Source organism: Hymenobacter sp. J193 (genome assembly GCF_024700075.1).
Classification (GTDB): Bacteria; Bacteroidota; Bacteroidia; order Cytophagales; family Hymenobacteraceae; genus Hymenobacter.
Genome location: NZ_JAJONE010000001.1, coordinates 2390900 through 2409798 on the forward strand (window position 1 = coordinate 2390900; position 18899 = coordinate 2409798).

Consider the following 18899-nt stretch of genomic DNA (forward strand, 5'->3'; position numbering starts at 1 on the left):
TGGGATATTATTGCTAACAGCTACAGGCAGGCTAGTCGGTTTTCTTGGCCATTTCAGCCGTGGCTTTGATGTTCTCGGCATCTACCTCGGCGGTAGCAATTCCGAAAGCACGCCCTACCAGGTCTTTCTGCTCTTTCACGTGCACTTTGTTGTAGCCGGTAGCGGGCGAAGCCGAGGCTTTGCGGGCCACTACGTCTTCCAGCTCGCGGCGCATAAAGCGCAGCAGGTAGTTCCAGTAGCCCATGTTTTCGGGCTCTTCCTGAACCCAGTACACCTTGGCTTTTGGGTACTTGGCCAGTTCAGCATCCAGCTGCTTCTTGGGGAAGGGGTGCAGCTGCTCCAGGCGCACAATGGCGGCGTCTTTGCGTTCCGATTTCTGCTGTTCTTCCAGCAAATCGAAGTACACCTTGCCCGAGCACAGCAACACGCGCTTCACTTTCTTTTCCTCGGCGTAAACGTCGCCCAGCACCTCACGGAAGGAGCCAGAAGTGAATTCCTCCAACGGCGACACGCACAGGGGGTGGCGCAGCATCGACTTCGGCGACATAACTACCAGCGGCTTGCGGAACTCCCAGGTCAGCTGCCGGCGCAGAGCGTGGAAGAAGTTGGCCGGCGTAGTCATGTTAGCCACGATGATGTTGTTCTCGGCCGCCAGCTGCAGGAACCGCTCGGGGCGGGCATTGGAGTGCTCCGGTCCCTGGCCTTCGTAGCCGTGGGGCAGCAGCATCACGAGGCCGTTCATCCGCTGCCACTTGCTTTCCGAACTCACGATGAACTGGTCAATCATGGTCTGGGCACCGTTAGCAAAGTCACCGAACTGCGCTTCCCAGATTACCAGGGCTGTAGGGTTTGCCATGGCATAACCGAATTCAAAGCCCAGCACCGCGTATTCGCTCAGCAGCGAGTTGTAGATGTTCAGCTTTTCCTGCCCTTCCTCGATGTAGTTGAGCGAGTTGTAGGGTGCCGATGTCTCGGCATCGTGCAGGACGGCGTGGCGGTGCGAGAACGTGCCGCGCTGCACATCCTGCCCGCTCAGGCGCACAATGTGCTTTTCAGCCAGCAATGAGCCGTAGGCCAGCAGCTCGCCGGCGGCCCAGTTCAGCACGCGCGTTTCGAAGAACATCTTCTTGCGCTCCTCCATCAGCTTTTCAATTTGCTTGAGGGGACGGAAGCCTTCGGGCAGGGTGGTCAGGGCCTTGCCTACTTTGGCTACGACTTCCTCACTAATACCGGTTTGCGGCGACTGGTTGAAGTCCTCGGGCTTGCTGCGGCGCAGGCTGCGCCACTCATTTTCCAGGGCCTGGTAGTTATAGGGCAGCGGCTTCTGCTTCACCATGTCCAGGCGGGCCTGCAGCGTGTCGCGAAACTCCTTGTCCATCTGCGCAGCCAGTTGGGCATCCACGTCGCCGCGGGCTACCAGGGCCGCGTTGTACACCTCGCGCGGGTTCTGGTGCTTGCTGATGAGGTTGTAGAGCGTGGGCTGGGTGAATTTGGGCTCGTCGGACTCGTTGTGGCCGTGGCGGCGGTAGCACACCATATCAATAAAGATATCGGCGTTGAACTGCTGCCGGTATTCGGTAGCCAGCTGCACGGCAAACACTACGGCTTCGGGGTCGTCGCCGTTCACGTGCAGCACCGGTGCGTCAATGATCTTGGCCAGGTCGGTGCTGTAGATGGAGGAGCGGGCGTCTTCAAAATCGGTAGTAAAGCCTACCTGATTGTTGATGACGAAGTGCAGGGTGCCGCCGGTTTTGTAGCCTTCCAGCTGCGACATCTGCGTTACCTCGTACCCGATGCCCTGTCCGGCTACCGCCGCGTCGCCATGAATCAGGATAGGCAGCACTTTATTGTAGTCGTTGGCGTAGCCGTGGTCGAGCTTGGCCCGCACGAAGCCTTCCACTACCGGGTTCACTGCCTCCAGGTGGGAGGGGTTGGGCGCCAGCTTCAGGTTTACGGAGCGGCCACCGGCATCCACTTGGCTGCTGTAGCCCATGTGGTACTTCACGTCGCCGTCGCCCATGGTCAGATCCGGTACGGCCGTTCCCTCGAATTCCGAGAAGATCTGCTCGTAGGTTTTGCCCATGATGTTGGCCAGCACGTTCAGGCGGCCACGGTGGGCCATACCAATCATCACTTCCTCCATGCCCAGTTCGGCGCCTTTGCGGATGATGGCGTCGAGGGCGGGAATAGTGGTTTCGCCGCCTTCCAGCGAGAAGCGCTTCTGCCCGAGAAACTTGGTGTGCAGGAAGTTTTCGAACACCACTGCCTCATTCAGCTTGCTCAGAATACGCTTTTTGTATTCTACGCCGGGGTTGAAGCTGAGCGAGTCCTTTTCTACTTTCTCCCGGAACCAGTCGAGTACGCGCGGGTCGCGGATATACATGTACTCGAAGCCGATAGTGCGGGTATAGATCTTGTCCAGCGCCGCCACAATGTCGCGCAACTTGGCACTGGTACCGAGCCCCAGCACTTCTCCATTCCGAAAAGTCGTATCCAGGTCAGCATCGCTCAGGCCGAAGTCGGTGATGCTCAGGCGGGCCTTACGGTCTTTGCGCGGGCGTACCGGGTTGGTGCGGGCTACCAGGTGGCCACGGCTTCGGTAGGCATGAATCAGGTTACGCACTTGCGTTTCCTTGTCGGCCGAAACGGTATCAACGGCTCGAATGGTGCCTGCCTGGTTGGTGCTGGCATTTGTAGACAGCACGCCCTCTCCATCAGCCTGAGGCAAACCACCCTCGGGATACTGCTGGGCAAAGTCGAAGCCTTCAAAGAATTTCTGCCAGCTTACATCCACCGATTGCGGATCGGCTTTATAAGCCTGATAAAGCTGGTCAAGGTATTCGCCATGAGCATTGGCGATATAAGAGTATGCGTCCATGCGGTGGGAACTGGTGGTGTCGGCGTAAAGGTAAACAGCTTAGTAGCAAAGCTGAAACTTATATGCGCATACGCAAATAAGTCTTATAATGAGAACATTGCTTTGTACAGGTGGCTGAATTCAAGTAACAACGACCAATCTATCAAATAAAATGAAAAGCCGTCCCTTCAAGTAGAAACGGCTTTTGGCTGGTAGAAGGTTATGTTATTTCCGCAAACTCATCTTAAAAATGTGATAAGGCTGGTCTTGTTTGCCGATGCCTTTGTTCCAAGTAGGCGTTTTGTGGATAGCGGAATTAGTCACGTATAATGTGCTGCCATCAGCAGAAAAAGCAAACGTATCCGGCCACTCCAGGCGAGGATCCTGTACTACCACCTCAATTTTGCCCGCCGGCGTGCGACGCTTAATGGAGTGGTCTTCGAAGGTAGTCATGTACAGATTATTCTGCGCGTCAATCTCCATTCCGTCGCAGGCGGGTACCTTGCCTAATTCTTCTATCTGCTGGGCCAGCTGGGCGTCCGACAGGGCCGGGTCGCGGAGGGCCGCCGTCTTAATGCGAAACAGCGTGTAGCTCGTGAGTGGCTTCCAGTAGAGGTACTGCATATCCTGGCTCAGGGCAATACCATCGGCATTGAAGCGGGCCCGTTTGCCGGTAGCATCAATCAGTTCCTGCCCGTCGGCTTTGATGTTGAGCGTGGTGTCGCCCTGTGTAGAGGGGTGCAGAGCCAGCAACCGCCGCGCTTTGCCCGATTTCAGGTCGACGACCACTAGGCTGCCGATACCCGACTCAGTAATGTAGGCGTAGCTGTTCTGGGTGTCGATGCGCACGTCATTCAGGTAAGATTTGCGCGGAGCCACGCTCTCAGGGAAGCTGATGTTCTGCACAACCTTATTGGTTGAGGGGTCAATCTTAACCAGCTTGGGGCCGCCGGGCACGGTGCCCTTCAGGCCGGGTGAGGCCGGGTCTAGCACCCAGAGCATTCCGGTTTTATCGGCGTACACGCTCTGCGGGCAAATCCAGTGTTTCTGGGGCTCGTTGCGGGTAGTCTCGTTCCAGGTACACCAATTGGCATCGGGGTAGCCTTGCACGGAACCATCAGGCTTGATTTCGGCTACCGGGTTTACGGGGTTATTATCCCAGCGCGGAAAGTCCCCGAACACGCGGCCATCAGGCAGCACGGCTACGCCCACAATCTGCGGCTCCCGGAACCTGGCCACAATCTGTAGCGGCGAGTCAGCGGGAGCGGGCACCGACGTTTCAGGTGAAGCAGCTAGAGCTGTCTTGTCATTTTCGGAGGACGAAGCGGAAGGGGATGAGCACGCCGCCAGCATCAGGAACAAGCTAGCAGGACACAGTGACCGGGAAAGTGAGTTGGTGAAATTCATAAATGAATGGCTAAGAGAACAGGAAAAGCTTTGGGTAGAAGAAACCAGTTACTTCCCTACGCACTGTCTGCTGCTGTGTTCTTCTTAGGTCGTTTGCTGTTGCTGCCTGCAGCTAATGAGTGTGTAAAATAACGATTATTGAATATCTATCGAATTGTACTTTTTTATTCTTAATCAGCCTGATAATAAAGCGAGCTACAACTACTAGAACTCCTCTGACTCTTTATAGCGATGAATATTAGTGGCAAATTGGCTGGTTTTAGAATTTATCCTTTTATCTATATGACTTCATCAGGGTGAAGTAACCCCTTTGTAACCTTTTGCCTTCATACGCTGTAGGGTGTTTCTCAAATGCCGCGTCCGGCCAAATTGGACGAAGCTTATACTCCCGGGCTTTAATCGGGAGTCCACCAGCTTAACCGTCATGTCTATAGCCCTATTTCTGCTGAACCTCCTTTTCTCTCCCCAGACGCCCCCGATTCCTCCTGTACCGGCCCGTCCGGTTGTATTCACCGTAGTTGCTCCTCCGGCACTAGAGCCTCGGCCAATCACGGTTCCGTCCACTTCCCTGGCTCGTTTGCCCCAGCGCCTGCCGCACTATACCGTCACAGCTACGGTGTACACCCCGGAGGTAGAGCAAACCGATGACGAGCCGTTCGTAACGGCCGATAATTCTCGCATTCCGCAAAACCATTCCAGCAAAACCCGCTGGATAGCCTTGTCCCGCGACTTACTACAGCGCTGGGGCGGCCCCCTGAATTATGGCGACGCCGTACGCATCAGTGGTATTTCCCCCAGCTCGATGGTGTCTATACGGTGCACGACACCATGAACCGCCGCCACCGCCATTGCATCGACCTGCTTATGAACGAGCGGGAAATCCGCGGCCGCATGGACGATCTGGATTTTGGCCGCTGGGAAAAAGTGCGCATCACCAAAGTAACTGCCCCAGCACCCGACTGGAGCGAAGGCTAAACCCAACTGCTGCTTAGGTTGGCTCCGGGTACGAGACTATCGTGCGTGGCATTCCCTCCTCATCATATAGAAAGCTGAGAGGCTGCGCCGGATTACGCATGATTTCCGGCAGTTCCAGACGCCAGCGCTTCCACATTTCCTGCAAGGACTGGGCATAGCCCGAGTTTTCCCAGGGATTGAAGATTTCCCGGGTTACGTCATCAATCAGGGTATCGTACACCAAGTGCTGGTCACTAGGCTTCACCGGCCGCACGTAGTAGTCGGGCACTACATTAAACAGATAAGCGGCATAGTACACGCGGGCCTTGAACTCGGCTACCTGTACCGGGTGCAGCGCCTTGCCCTGCACATCTTCATACACCCGCCGCATAGCCTGCCGGATGATGCCATTGTCAAGCAGGCAGGCTACCAGCACCACGTTGTCAAGCTTAATGCTGAACATCATCGTGCTCAGATCATCGTCGTACTCAAATGGGATGGTGTCTTCGACTGCGTCAACTTCTAGGATGAAAACGGAAGCCGGGGTGAAATCTTCGAACACAATAGGCACCCTCAATGCCTGGAACACCTGATAAAAGGACTGCAGCTTCCCCAGCATCTGCCCGTTTTCCGACAGCGGGTACTGTGGTTTTATAAGAGGGTCAAGTTCCGTAAGCAGCTCTGTGAGCAGAATACCATAGAACATCTTGCCCAACCATAGGAAAAGCTGTTGCCCATCCAGCTGCTGCCAAGCAGTGAGGCCACCATCTGCAACCTCAGCCATATGAGCTTCTAACGGCTCTACTGCCTGGGTGCGACATTGCGGGCAGCACGGTATACGTAGGTCGTCATACGCTACCACGCTTTGGTCGAGCAGTCGCATCTGTCGTTTGCTTAGCTGATATCGGTCAAGTAGCCAGGGCGCTAGCACTGGCACTGTATCCTGCGGATCTTGGGTTGGCGCTCCGCACAGAAAGCATGAGTTCGTGCCAAAGCGCATCCCATCAAACGGGTCATATAATGTAAGGTCAGAAGGAGGCATGAATGCAGTAATAAGCGGAACTACAAAGATACTGTCTGCTGTTTCATCCAGCCAGCTACCTCAGGGTCTAGAAAATTCTGAAGTTTTTTTGCGCCAGACTTGCAAAAGGCGGTTAGGTGTTGTTACCTTTGCAGCCCGCTTCAACCGGAAGGGGTGTTGCGGAAGAGCAGGAAGCCAGCGAGAAAAAACTTTTTTCTTCGGGAATCTTGTTAAAAGCAAAAAGGTTGTTACCTTTGCAGCCCGCTTCGATCGGAAGGGGCACAGTACCCGGGCCGGTTGGCCCACCAGGTTCTTCCAAATGGGAAGGGCACACGTTCTTTGAATGACTGGAATTGACAAATTTGGGTGAGGCTTTCCCGGGCAACCGGGAGAGCAGCAAGACCAAGCGTAACAAACGAACAGACACGTCAAAATAACGAGTCGGATCAGCACTTGACATCAGCCTGCTTTCGAGCAGGTGTAGGAATTTATACAATGGAGAGTTTGATCCTGGCTCAGGATGAACGCTAGCGGCAGGCCTAATACATGCAAGTCGAACGGGCGGCAGCAATGCCGTCAGTGGCGCACGGGTGCGTAACGCGTAACCAACCTGCCCTTGACTGGGGGATAGCCCGCCGAAAGGCGGATTAATACCGCATAAACCAACAGAGCGGCATCGCTCAATTGGTAAAGATTTATTGGTCAAGGATGGGGTTGCGTAGCATTAGCTAGTTGGCGGGGTAACGGCCCACCAAGGCGACGATGCTTAGGGGACCTGAGAGGGTGATCCCCCACACTGGCACTGAGATACGGGCCAGACTCCTACGGGAGGCAGCAGTAGGGAATATTGGGCAATGGGCGAGAGCCTGACCCAGCCATGCCGCGTGCCGGATGAAGGCCTTCTGGGTTGTAAACGGCTTTTCTCAGGGAAGAAAAAGAGGATGCGTCCTAAACTGACGGTACCTGAGGAATAAGCACCGGCTAACTCCGTGCCAGCAGCCGCGGTAATACGGAGGGTGCAAGCGTTGTCCGGATTTATTGGGTTTAAAGGGTGCGTAGGTGGCCCGTTAAGTCCGGGGTGAAAGCCTCTTGCTCAACAAGAGAACTGCCCTGGATACTGGCGGGCTTGAGTCCAGACGAGGTTGGCGGAATAGAAGGTGTAGCGGTGAAATGCATAGATACCTTCTAGAACCCCGATTGCGTAGGCAGCTGACTAGGCTGGTACTGACACTGAGGCACGAAAGCGTGGGGAGCGAACAGGATTAGATACCCTGGTAGTCCACGCCGTAAACGATGGATACTCGCTGGCAGCGATACACTGTTGCTGGCTTAGCGAAAGCGGTAAGTATCCCACCTGGGGAGTACGCTCGCAAGAGTGAAACTCAAAGGAATTGACGGGGGCCCGCACAAGTGGTGGAGCATGTGGTTTAATTCGATGATACGCGAGGAACCTTACCTAGGCTAGAATGCGCGTGACCGGCTCAGAGATGAGCCTTTCCTTCGGGACACAAAGCAAGGTGCTGCATGGCCGTCGTCAGCTCGTGCCGTGAGGTGTTGGGTTAAGTCCCGCAACGAGCGCAACCCCTATGTTTAGTTGCCAGCGGATCATGCCGGGGACTCTAGACAGACTGCCTGCGCAAGCAGTGAGGAAGGCGGGGACGACGTCAGGTCATCATGGCCCTTACGCCTAGGGCTACACACGTGCTACAATGGACGGTACAGAGGGTCGCTACACTGCGAAGTGATGCCAATCTCACAAAGCCGTTCTCAGTTCGGATCGGAGTCTGCAACTCGACTCCGTGAAGCTGGAATCACTAGTAATCGCGTATCAGCAATGACGCGGTGAATACGTTCCCGGGCCTTGTACACACCGCCCGTCAAGCCATGGAAGTTTGGTAGACCTGAAGCTGGTGCTCGTCACAGAAGCCAGTTAGGGTAGAACAAGTAACTGGGGCTAAGTCGTAACAAGGTAGCCGTACCGGAAGGTGCGGCTGGATCACCTCCTTTCTGGAGCGGTTCGACTCGTTGACGTGGACGTTCGCTTATAGAGTACACAGGGTTTTGTACCCAGATTTGTCAATCCATTCGTTCAAGATATTGATTCGGATTCGAGGCACTACCGCTGGCAGTGTCACTCGAAGACCCGGGCTTGTAGCTCAGGTGGTTAGAGCGCTACACTGATAATGTAGAGGTCCCTGGTTCGAGTCCAGGCAGGCCCACTGGTCACAGCGGGGTTGCCGTTTGGACGAGAGCAGAACGGGGGATTAGCTCAGCTGGCTAGAGCACCTGCCTTGCACGCAGGGGGTCAACGGTTCGAATCCGTTATTCTCCACCATTAACGATGCTTACCTAACGAGGTGCATCTGGTGAGAATACATAGTATTAAGGAGTGTGAAGCTCATCCTTTACCTTCCGCATTGATACCAACAGGGTATCAACTGTTCTTTGACGTAGTGTAACGAGTAAGAAAGAAAACAAAGAGTGATTAACCTACGGTTAGTCACCCGAGCCCTCTCTAGCAATAGAGAGCTACAAGAAGTAAGCAAGGGCACACGGGGGATGCCTAGGCTCTCAGAGGCGATGAAGGACGTGATAAGCTGCGATAAGGCCAGGGGATTAGCACATATAAGGTGATCCTGGCATTTCCGAATGGGGCAACCCCTTTAGTTGAAGACTAGAGACTTCGTGACATTGGTCACCAAGGGCAAACCCGGGGAACTGAAACATCTAAGTACCCGGAGGAACAGAAAATAACATATGATTCCCCCAGTAGTGGCGAGCGAACGGGGAGGAGCCCAAACCGGGTTGGTTACGGCCAGTCCGGGGTTGTAGGACCTCAACATCTGATTGAGTAATCTTAGCTGAACGACGTGGGAAAGTCGACCAGAGACGGTGAGAGTCCGGTAAGCGAACTGATTATTCACGGTAGAGGATTCCTGAGTAGGGCGGGGCCGGAGAAACCCCGTCTGAATCTAGCGGCACCATCCGCTAAGGCTACATACTCCTGAGAGACCGATAGTGAACTAGTACCGTGAGGGAAAGGTGAAAAGAACCGGGAATACCGGAGTGAAAAGAACCTGAAACCGTGTGCTTACAAGCAGTTAGAGGGGTTTAGTGCCCTGATAGCGTGCCTTTTGCATAATGAGCCTACGAGTTACTCCTCTCTGGCAAGGTTAAGCGCTTGGAAGCGCGGAGCCGCAGCGAAAGCGAGTCTGAATAGGGCGCAGAGTCAGAGGGGGTAGACGCGAAACTTTGTGATCTACCCTTGAGCAGGTTGAAGGTTGGGTAACACCAACTGGAGGACCGAACCAGTTTCCGTTGAAAAGGATTTGGATGACTTGAGGGTAGGGGTGAAAGGCCAATCAAACTGAGAAATAGCTCGTACTCCCCGAAATGTATTTAGGTACAGCGTCGGCGTAGAGTTACGTGGAGGTAGAGCTACCAATAGGACTAGGGGGTGTCACAGCCTACCGAATCCTGATGAACTCCGAATGCCACGTAATATAGCCGGCAGTGAGGCTTGGGGTGCTAAGGTCCCAGGCCGAGAGGGAAAGAACCCAGACCATCCGCTAAGGTCCCTAAATTCGGACTAAGTTGAACAAAGGAGGTCCAGTTGCCTTGACAGCCAGGATGTTGGCTTGGAAGCAGCCATGCATTTAAAGAGTGCGTAACAGCTCACTGGTCGAGCGACAGGGCATCGATAATACGCGGGCATCAAGTCCGGTACCGAAGCGATGGATTCATACTGATGTATGAGTGGTAGGGGAGCATTCCAGCAGCGGTGAAGGTATCCTGTCAGGGGTGCTGGAGCGGCTGGAAAAGCAAATGTAGGCATGAGTAACGATAAGGGGAGTGAGAAACTCCCCCGCCGATAGACTAAGGTTTCCTGCTCAACGCTAATCGGAGCAGGGTTAGTCGGGACCTAAGGGGCAGCCGAAGGGCGTGACCCGATGGACAGCTGGTTGATATTCCAGCACTTATCTAGTGGAGTGATGCAGTGACGCAGAAGTGAAAGTACCGCGGGCGGACGGAAGTGCCCGTTAAAGCGTGTAGGTATAAGGAGGGTAGTTAAGTACGCCCATCTTGCTGAAACGTGATAGTACCCTACGGCTTCGGCCACGGGGATAGTGTACCTAATCAGACTGCCAAGAAAACCTGCTAAGCGTTTACTGCTAGATAACCCGTACCGCAAACCGACACAGGTAGTCAAGGAGAGTATCCTGAGGCGCTCGAGTGAATCACGGCCAAGGAACTCGGCAAAATGGTCCTGTAACTTCGGGAGAAGGGACGCTTCCTCTGCGCAAGTAGAGAAGCCGCAGTGAAAAGGCCCAGGCGACTGTTTAACAAAAACACATGGCTTTGCTAACGCGCAAGCGGACGTATAAGGCCTGACACCTGCCCGGTGCCGGAAGGTTAAGAGGGGGAACTTAGTCGCAAGGCGAAGGTTTGAATCGAAGCCCCGGTAAACGGCGGCCGTAACTATAACGGTCCTAAGGTAGCGAAATTCCTTGTCGGGTAAGTTCCGACCTGCACGAATGGTGTAACGATCTGGGCGCTGTCTCAGCCGTGAGCTCGGTGAAATTGTAGTCTCGGTGAAGATGCCGAGTACCCGCCACGGGACGGAAAGACCCCGTGCACCTTTACTATAGCTTGACATTGACGCTGGGTAACACATGTGTAGGATAGGTGGGAGACTGTGAAGCGGTGCCGCTAGGTATCGTGGAGTCAACGTTGAAATACCACCCTTGTGTTGCTTGGCGCCTAATCCGGCAACGGAGACCGTGTCTGGTGGGTAGTTTGACTGGGGTGGTCGCCTCCAAAAAAGTATCGGAGGCTTTCAAAGGTCCGCTCAGTACGCTTGGTAACCGTACGCAGAGCGCAATAGCAGAAGCGGGCTTGACTGTGAGGCCTACAAGCCGAGCAGGGTCGAAAGACGGATATAGTGATCCGGTGGTTCCGCATGGAAGGGCCATCGCTCAAAGGATAAAAGGTACGCCGGGGATAACAGGCTGATCTCCCCCAAGAGCTCATATCGACGGGGAGGTTTGGCACCTCGATGTCGGCTCGTCACGTCCTGGGGCTGGAGAAGGTCCCAAGGGTTCGGCTGTTCGCCGATTAAAGTGGCACGCGAGCTGGGTTCAGAACGTCGTGAGACAGTTCGGTCCCTATCTGTGGTGGGCGTTGGATATTTGACAGGACCTGACTTTAGTACGAGAGGACCGAGTTGGACCAGCCGCTCGTGCACCGGTTGTGGCGCCAGCTGCAGCGCCGGGTAGCGACGCTGGGATGAGATAAGCGCTGAAAGCATCTAAGTGCGAAACTCACCTGAAGATGAGATATCCGATAATTAAGAGTCGTGGAAGATGACCACGTTGATAGGCACTAGGTGTAGAGGTCGAAATACCACAGCCAAGGTGTACTAATGACTCGAACGCTTCTGTAGTCAAGAAGCTTACGTTTCTGCTTTCTTACCCGTTCACTGCGTCAACGATATTGGCAAGGCATGTGCTGCCTTGCACACCAGGAATGGTGGCTTTAGCACGGGTGTTCACCTCTTCCCATTCCGAACAGAGTCGTTAAGCCCCGTTGCGCCTATGGTACTGCCTTCACCGGTGGGAGAGTCGGTCGCCGCCAACCCTATCTTTGCTCAGCGCCCCCGCGTCACCCCCTCCCCAACCCGGAGGCCGATGCGGGGGCGCTGTCGCGTTTAGGGCAAGCCAAGGAGAGGATAATCTGTGGCCTGCATGACCCACTTCGCTACCAAATCAATACATCATGGTGTGTTGCTGCCTACATCAAGTGCACGTATTGGGTCGATGCTCGTGCATTAACCAAGTGCTGAGATGAGTTTTGTTTAGATAATGCAGTCTCTCTTCAAATCTGAAGTCTCTGATTACTGAATAAGCCGCGACCATATCAGCAACGCTAAGGCAGACCCATTCTCATGAAACGCTTTTGGTGCTTAGTTAAGTGAGAATGGGTCTGCCTTAGCGTTGCTACCAATAGTATACACCTGTAACCAACTTCCTAGGTGTATGGCCCTAAGTAGTGACGGTGTATTTTCCGGACTGGAATTTCGCACACATTTATAGGACAAGTACTCCACGGCAGCGCCCGCTTGAGCGGCGGTAGTACGACGCGCTATCCAACACAGCCAGGAAAGCCTACTAAGCTTAGCCACCCGCTACAATATCAATCCCAAAACGGTGGCCAAGTGGCGCCAACGCCCCGCGGTCTAGGACGGCCAGATGGGCTCTAGGTCCGCCTCAACGGTCCTCACGGCCGAACAAGAGGCCATTGCTGTGGCCTTTCGCTGGCACACCTTGCTGGCCCTGGACGACTGCCTCTACGCGCTGCAGGCCACGATTCCCCACCTTCCCCCTCTGCGTTGCACTGCTGTTTCCAACTTTCTAACGCCACGGTATCAGCCGCCTACCCTGAACGAAGACGGGCAAAGTCTACGAAAAAGAAATTTGAGGACGCCCCATCACCTACCTGCACATCGATTTCGCTTAGGTGCGCACTGAAGAATGCCGCCAGTACCGTCCAAATGCTTAATGCGCATTTTCGTGGTCATTGGCTTCCGCTAGCAAAGTGACGTTTGCGGAGTTATACCCGCGGGCCACGCGCATGGTCGCGGTGGACTTTCTGCATCGGGTGCTGGATAAAGCTGCCCTACAAAGCTCACACTGTACTGACCGACAACGGAGTGCAGTTCACCTTGCAGCCCCACCAGTGGTTTCCGGGCAGGAACAGTTTTGCCCGCATCAGCCGGGCCTTCGGCGTGGAGTACCGCCTGACCAAACCGGAGTACCCGTGGACTAGCGGTTAGGCCGAGCGCCTAAACCGCATCCTCAAAGAAGCCACCGTACAGCGCTATCATTACCAGACGGCTGACGAACTCAACAACACTTACAAGCTTTTTTGCTGGCATACAACCCCGCTAAACGCTTAAAGACCTTGCGCTGACTGACGCCGCCCGAATTCGTCTGTGTCCAGTGGCAAAAGAACCCGACTATCTTTACTCAGAACCCGACCACCTCACGCTGGGACTATACACCTAGTACTTTATCGACTATAAGCTACAGTGCCTACTAAGCTCTGAAAGGCCAGACGCCTACTCAATTCTTTGCTTGAGTCCCCTACCTTCAACTCGCAGTAAGTTTACTTAAACTACCCCACGTAAACTGTTCAGTAATGGGGATAGCACATATTGCTGTCCATATTATAGAGGTAATCTATTAAAAATTAACCTATTAATACTATCTTGCAAGTGACTTAGTGCGTCCTCTCTCAATAAGCAGGAATTATATATCCTAGCTAACTGCCACTTTATGGAAGTTACTGAAAAGCATCAGGCTTAGCTCTAAGAACAAAAATCGGGTCTAGTGTATGCGAGTAGCAGTAGGGTATCTGCATTAGGCACTATCTGTATAGACGCTTCAATACATCCTGAAGCCTACGAGTAAAGTTCTACTCCAGTTGCAGTACACACTTTTTTGCTTTCCATCATTTCTCGCTCTCCATGAAAACAAGCTTACATCCTCTACCCCTCTGTGATACTCCTGCTGCACTTCTGGCTGGCTACCCGCAGGGCAGCTTTTATAGCGTACAGCGCCTATTTGCGCTGGTCTTTTTGCTAATGCTGGGGCTAAACGCTCGTGCCCAGACGACCTGCACCAATACCAGCAACCTGGACTTTACGTCCGCTACTTACACAGGCAACTGGGTGAACCGGGCTGCTACTGCCGTGCCCGTTACTTCGGAGCGGACAACGGTGAGCACCGGTGCGCTGGCCACTGGCAATGGCAGCGCCTCCCTGGCCGTGGATGATTCGTTTGGTTCGGACTTGCTATCTTGGGATACCGATTATAGCAATACCTCGACCAATATCTCGACCATTACCTTCACCTTTAGCCGGCCGGTTACCAACGTCAGAATCAGCGTGGCGGATATTGACCGGGCGAATGCGGGCAACACCAGTGGCTTTGTTGACCGGGTTACCTTCGCAGGAGCCAATAACGGTACTGCCGTTACGCCTACGTTGGCTAAATCGGGTACTACTCAAGGGCAAGCGAGTGTGTCGCTGAATACCAACGTGGCAACGGGAGTGAACACTAATGCCACCGCACTCAACTCTATTGTTACGGCCACCTACGCCAGCCCCATTACTACGCTTACCCTTACATACGACGGCAACGCTACTAATTCTGCCAACCCGAGTGCGCAGGCTATTGCTATCCAGCAGATTACCTTTTGCGCTACCACTCCCACGGCTGTCAACAACACAGCCAGCGTAAGCTATAAGTCCACGGCTGCCATCGACATTCTCGCGAATGACTTACCAGATCAGCCTCTGGACTACTCGAAAGTTGATTTGCAGCCAAGCGTAGCCGGTATTCAAAGCACCTACACCGATGCTGGCACGGGCATCGTGTACACGGCCAACACTACCACGGGTACTATTACCTTCAGCAACCCCAACAACCGGGTAGGAACCAACATAAACACCCTTACCTATACAGTAGCCGATGCCACTGGTCTGACCTCCAACCAGGCAACCTTGGTTTTAAGTCTTACGAACAGTGCCCCTACAGTAGCAGCCGCCAGCAGTACGCTGGCTAGTAGCGCCGGACGTACGCTACTCACCGCCTTCTCGGCTACAGACGCTGATGGTGCTGGTACTATTGCTACTTATAACTTCACGGTGCCCACTACTACGCTAGGCTCTTTCTACACGGCAGCCACGGGTGGCTCGGCCCTGACGCCTGGCACTACCCAGGCGCTTACGTCGGCTAACACCCTGTACTTCGATCCGAATGGATCGGGTAATGGCACCTTTACCTTCAACTATACTGCAACGGATAATGGCAATCCAGCTCAGACCTCCGTTGCGGCAGTATATACCCTCACCATCAGCAACGGCGCGCCGAGCGCAGCTGCCGTCACGGCATCGGTCGTAAACAATGGTACGCGGCAGTTGCTGCCGGCCTTCTCGGCCACGGATGCTGATGGCAATGTTATAGCAACCTACACCTTCACCGTGCCAGCCGTCACAAATGGCAGATTTTACACGGTTGCTGCAGGCGGCTCTGCCCTGACGGCTGGCAGTGTGCAGAACCGGCCAGCCAACGGCACCCTTTACTACGTGCCTGCTACCGGAAACGCGACGGCCACTGTCACTACGTTTACCTACACGGCCACCGACAACGGCAGCCCGGCTGCCACCTCGGGCAATGCCACCTATTCTATTAACATTAATCAGGCCCCAGTAGCGGCAGCTAAAACCAGCACGCTGTTCAGCAATGCCGGTCGTACGCAACTGCAGGCTTTCTCGGCCACCGATGTGAACGGCAATGGTACGGTTACTGGCTACACCATCAGCCTGCCTGCATCCAACAGCTACGGCACTTTCTACCGGGGAGCTACGGGCACTACGGCTCTTACGGGCCCGCAAACCTTTACCGCAACGGAGGCAAACACGCTCTACTTCGAGCCCAGCGGGTCAGGCAATACGGGTACCCTTAATCTGACGTATACGGCCACGGATGGCACCAGTACCTCGGCGGCAGTGGCTTACAACGTTACGGTTTCGGCCGCGCCGGTGACGCTCAGCGGCCGGGTGTTTGAGGATGTAAACTATGGCGGCGGCAGTGGGGTAGACTACGCCACGGCAAATGCCAGCGCAGCAGCCTCCGGCTTTGCCGTGACCCAGACGGGCGCAGGTGCTACGGACCGCATCGGCCGGGCAGGCGTGCGGGTAGAACTATACCGGCTCAGTAGCGGATCGTATGTATTCGACCAAGCCACGACGACTTCGACAGTGGGTGTCAGCGGGGCTACGATCAATGGATTATACAGCTTCACCAACCTGGAAGCTAACGCTTCCTACACCGTGCGGATGGTGCTCAACAGCGCGACTACTTCCGTGCGCGGTGGTACGGGCTTGCTGGGAGTACCTACCTATGTAGGAGCCGGTACTACGGCCACGGAGCGGGTAGGAGGCAATAACCCCGCCCTGGCCGATGCGAATGCTAACATAACCAACCTAGCCCTCAGTGCCCTGAGCAATGCCCAGGTGCAGTACCAGCTGACGACCGGAATAGGCGGCAGTGTTACCAGCAGCGTGGACTTCGGCTTGAGCTTCGATGTTATTGTGAACAACAACAACAGCGGTTATGGCTCGTTGCGGCAGTTTATGACGAACGCCGTAGCCTTGGCTAACACCAATCTCGACCAGCGTCCGTTCAACAACTACGGTACGCCCCTGGGGCAGGACTTCGCCGCTGGTGAGGAAACGTCTATTTTCATGATTCCAGGCGGCACCGTCCGGCCTGGCCTGCGCAGCGGCCTGACCAGTCAACTACGAAATTCGGTCGGCAATGTGGCCACTACTGGTGACCGGCGGGCTCTTATTACGGTGGACACGGCGCTGCCTACACTTAGCACCACAAATACGGTCGTGGATGGCACCACGCAAACGACCCTGCTCGACTCCAATACCGGCCTCATCGGCACGGGTGGCACCGTGGGTCGGCAGGAAAAACTGCTGGCACAAGTAGAGCGGCCGGAAATTGAGATTGTGCAGACCCTGGCTGGGGCTACCACCTTTACGGTTTCGGCCAGCAACAACACCTTGCGCGGCTTCTCCATCCATGGCGGCGACCGAAATATTGAAGCAACCGGCAACACGACAAATGGCTTCCTGGCCGAGGGCCTACTGGTTGGTATTAACGCCTTCACGCTGGCGGCGCCCACCAACCCGAACAACCCTACCAACACCGACGCGCTGTATCTGATGAACAACTCAGGTACGGTGCGCAACAGCATTATCGCCTATGCCGGTAACTCCGGCTTGAAGTACTCCAATGGCAGAGGCCTGCCGGGAAGCGGCTATACCATTACCCAAAATGAGTTTGTGGAGAATGGCCGCATTACGGCCGGCGGGGATGCCCTGAGCTTTGGGGACGTAAGTACCTTTCCAGGTGCTGGCCCTCTGCTTATCACGGAAAACCTGATCCGCCTGTCGAATAGCAGCGGCATCCAGTTTGAGATTGGCAGTGTAAGCGATAACATCATGCGCGACAATACGATTGCCGACAACGGTGAAGGGGGCCTGGGTGGCAGTTCCCGGCTGGAAGGCTCCGGCATTCACTACCTGGCCCGCAACGCCACGGTGACCAGCACCAACAGCGACCTGATCGAGCAAAACCTGATTACCAGCAACCAGTCTTCCGGTATCGTTATCAACCGCGGGCAAACCAGGGTGCGCATCTCGCAAAATGCCATCTACGACAATGGTAGCCGCACCGACGCCGGCGCCAAGGGGCTTATCAGCATTGACTTCACCGCCGCGAACCGCCACGTGGGTGGGGTAGCCGACTACGGGCAGGGGGATGGCGTGACGCCAAACGACGGCCTCATCAACTCGCTGAACGGGACTACGTACGCGGGCCAGCCCAACGCGGGCATGGATTACCCCGTTATCACCAACATTGCCAAAACCTCTGCCGGCAAGCTACAGGTAACCGGCTATGTAGGCTCGACAAGTGGTCAGTCGCTGTTCGGGGGCGCCACCATCGAAATCTATAGCGCCAACAATGTGGATGCCAACCAGAACGGACCTACCGTTGTTAACGGCACGGATAACGTGGCCCACGGCGAAGCGCAGACCTACATTGGCACGCTAACGGCAGCAGCCAACGGGACATTTGATGTGGTGCTGGATAACGTGGCCGCCGACATTCAGGTGGGAGACAACATTACTGCCACCGCCTACCTGCCCGCTTACGGGACCTCTGAGGCCGGCGTAAACAAGGTCAGTACCTTCATTGTGCTACCAGTAGAACTAACGTCGTTCACGGCCAAGGCAGTAGGCATGGATGTTGAGCTGCAGTGGCGCACGGCCTCCGAAAAGAACAATGACCATTTTGTGGTAGAGCGTAGCTACGATGGGAAGTACTTCTCTGCCCTTGGTCAGGTAGCGGGCCACGGCAGCACCCTTAATGCCAATAGCTATTCCTACACCGATCGGGGCGTGGGCCAGCACGCCGGCTCCGTTTACTACCGGCTCAAGCAAGTGGATACGGATGGTACCTTTCACCGCTCGCAGGTGCAAACCCTCCGCTTGGGTGCTCAGGGCCTGGCTGGCAGCGTGACGCTTTATCCGAACCCCAGCACTACCCAGACGACTACACTCGATCTGCGCAATCTGCCCACGGGTGCTTATCAGGCAATGGTAGTGGACATGACCGGTCGCACGCTCCGCTCACTGGCCGTGGCAGGCGGCACACAGGCTGACCTGGGCTTGCAGGGCATGCCGGCCGGGACGTATACCGTCCTGATCCGGGGAAATCAGACGCACCTGAACCTGAAGCTGGTGAAGAAAAACTAAGCTGCTCACCAACACAAAAAAGGCTCTTCCTAGACAGGAAGAGCCTTTTTTTATGCCTATAACCTTCATCCAGGAAATGCGGCATGAGCCAGCAATTAGTTGAGCCTGTTTCCTCGCCCTCTAATTAACTGAGTCTTCGTCTGCCCTGGTAACTAAGCTAAGTGCTTGTCTATATCCGATGACGGTACAGCCATAATTGGCAGTAATACAACCTGTTAATATATAGTAGATATCTATTAAATGCAAATATTCTTGCGCGGAATATG

General features: G+C 54.9%; 6 protein-coding genes, 2 tRNA genes, 3 rRNA genes and 1 pseudogene. 9 read left to right on the top strand and 3 right to left on the bottom strand.

Translation table 11 applies throughout. From position 1 onward, the window contains the following. Positions 1–31: 31 nt before the first annotated feature. Together LRS06_RS10390 and LRS06_RS10395 are read right to left on the bottom strand one after the other, a co-directional pair. A complete protein-coding gene (locus LRS06_RS10390) occupies positions 32–2878 on the bottom strand; it encodes a 2-oxoglutarate dehydrogenase E1 component (protein WP_257871424.1) in 2847 nt (948 codons plus the stop codon). Between the two features lie 204 nt (positions 2879–3082). Continuing rightward, positions 3083–4129 (bottom strand): SMP-30/gluconolactonase/LRE family protein, encoded by a 1047-nt coding sequence (locus LRS06_RS10395; RefSeq protein WP_257871425.1) that lies wholly within the window; start codon positions 4127–4129, stop codon positions 3083–3085. Between the two features lie 559 nt (positions 4130–4688). Here LRS06_RS10395 and LRS06_RS10400 point away from each other — a divergent pair. Further along, positions 4689–5096 carry a hypothetical protein gene (locus LRS06_RS10400; RefSeq protein ID WP_257871426.1) on the top strand — a complete coding sequence of 136 codons (408 nt, stop codon included), beginning with the start codon at positions 4689–4691 and terminating at the stop codon, positions 5094–5096. Next, positions 5093–5239 carry a hypothetical protein gene (locus tag LRS06_RS10405; protein ID WP_257871427.1) on the top strand — a complete coding sequence of 49 codons (147 nt, stop codon included), beginning with the start codon at positions 5093–5095 and terminating at the stop codon, positions 5237–5239. Before LRS06_RS10400 ends, LRS06_RS10405 begins: the two co-directional genes overlap by 4 nt. A 13-nt stretch (positions 5240–5252) precedes the next feature. Here the strand turns inward: LRS06_RS10405 and LRS06_RS10410 are convergent, their stop codons facing one another. Next, a complete protein-coding gene (locus LRS06_RS10410; RefSeq protein ID WP_257871428.1) occupies positions 5253–6002 on the bottom strand; it encodes a hypothetical protein in 750 nt (249 codons plus the stop codon). A gap of 729 nt (positions 6003–6731) precedes the next feature. Here LRS06_RS10410 and LRS06_RS10415 point away from each other — a divergent pair. The 7 genes and pseudogenes from LRS06_RS10415 to LRS06_RS10445 all read left to right on the top strand — a co-directional run bounded on the left by LRS06_RS10415 (position 6732) and on the right by LRS06_RS10445 (position 18633). Beyond that, a 16S ribosomal RNA gene (locus tag LRS06_RS10415) occupies positions 6732–8246 on the top strand. A 138-nt stretch (positions 8247–8384) separates the two neighbouring features. Further along, positions 8385–8458, top strand: a tRNA-Ile gene (locus tag LRS06_RS10420). A 39-nt stretch (positions 8459–8497) separates the two neighbouring features. Continuing rightward, a tRNA-Ala gene (locus LRS06_RS10425) sits at positions 8498–8574 on the top strand. Positions 8575–8771: 197 nt separating this feature from the next. Continuing rightward, a 23S ribosomal RNA gene (locus LRS06_RS10430) occupies positions 8772–11681 on the top strand. Positions 11682–11764: 83 nt separating this feature from the next. Continuing rightward, positions 11765–11876: ribosomal RNA gene (gene rrf / locus LRS06_RS10435) — 5S ribosomal RNA — on the top strand. Together the 16S, 23S and 5S rRNA genes with 2 tRNA genes alongside form the textbook arrangement of a ribosomal RNA operon. 451 nt (positions 11877–12327) lie before the next feature. Next, positions 12328–13303: pseudogene (locus LRS06_RS10440) on the top strand (integrase core domain-containing protein). 578 nt (positions 13304–13881) lie between these two features. After that, positions 13882–18633 carry a T9SS type A sorting domain-containing protein gene (locus tag LRS06_RS10445; protein ID WP_257871429.1) on the top strand — a complete coding sequence of 1584 codons (4752 nt, stop codon included), beginning with the start codon at positions 13882–13884 and terminating at the stop codon, positions 18631–18633. Positions 18634–18899: the final 266 nt, after the last annotated feature.

Bases quoted from the DNA above. Each gene is read 5' to 3' on its own strand.
- LRS06_RS10410 (WP_257871428.1), bottom strand. From the start codon at position 6,002: ATGGCTGAGGTTGCAGATGGTGGCCTCACTGCTTGGCAGCAGCTGGAT.
- LRS06_RS10405 (WP_257871427.1), top strand. From the start codon at position 5,093: ATGAACCGCCGCCACCGCCATTGCATCGACCTGCTTATGAACGAGCGG.
- LRS06_RS10390 (WP_257871424.1), bottom strand. From the start codon at position 2,878: ATGGACGCATACTCTTATATCGCCAATGCTCATGGCGAATACCTTGAC.
- LRS06_RS10445 (WP_257871429.1), top strand. From the start codon at position 13,882: ATGCTGGGGCTAAACGCTCGTGCCCAGACGACCTGCACCAATACCAGC.
- LRS06_RS10400 (WP_257871426.1), top strand. From the start codon at position 4,689: ATGTCTATAGCCCTATTTCTGCTGAACCTCCTTTTCTCTCCCCAGACG.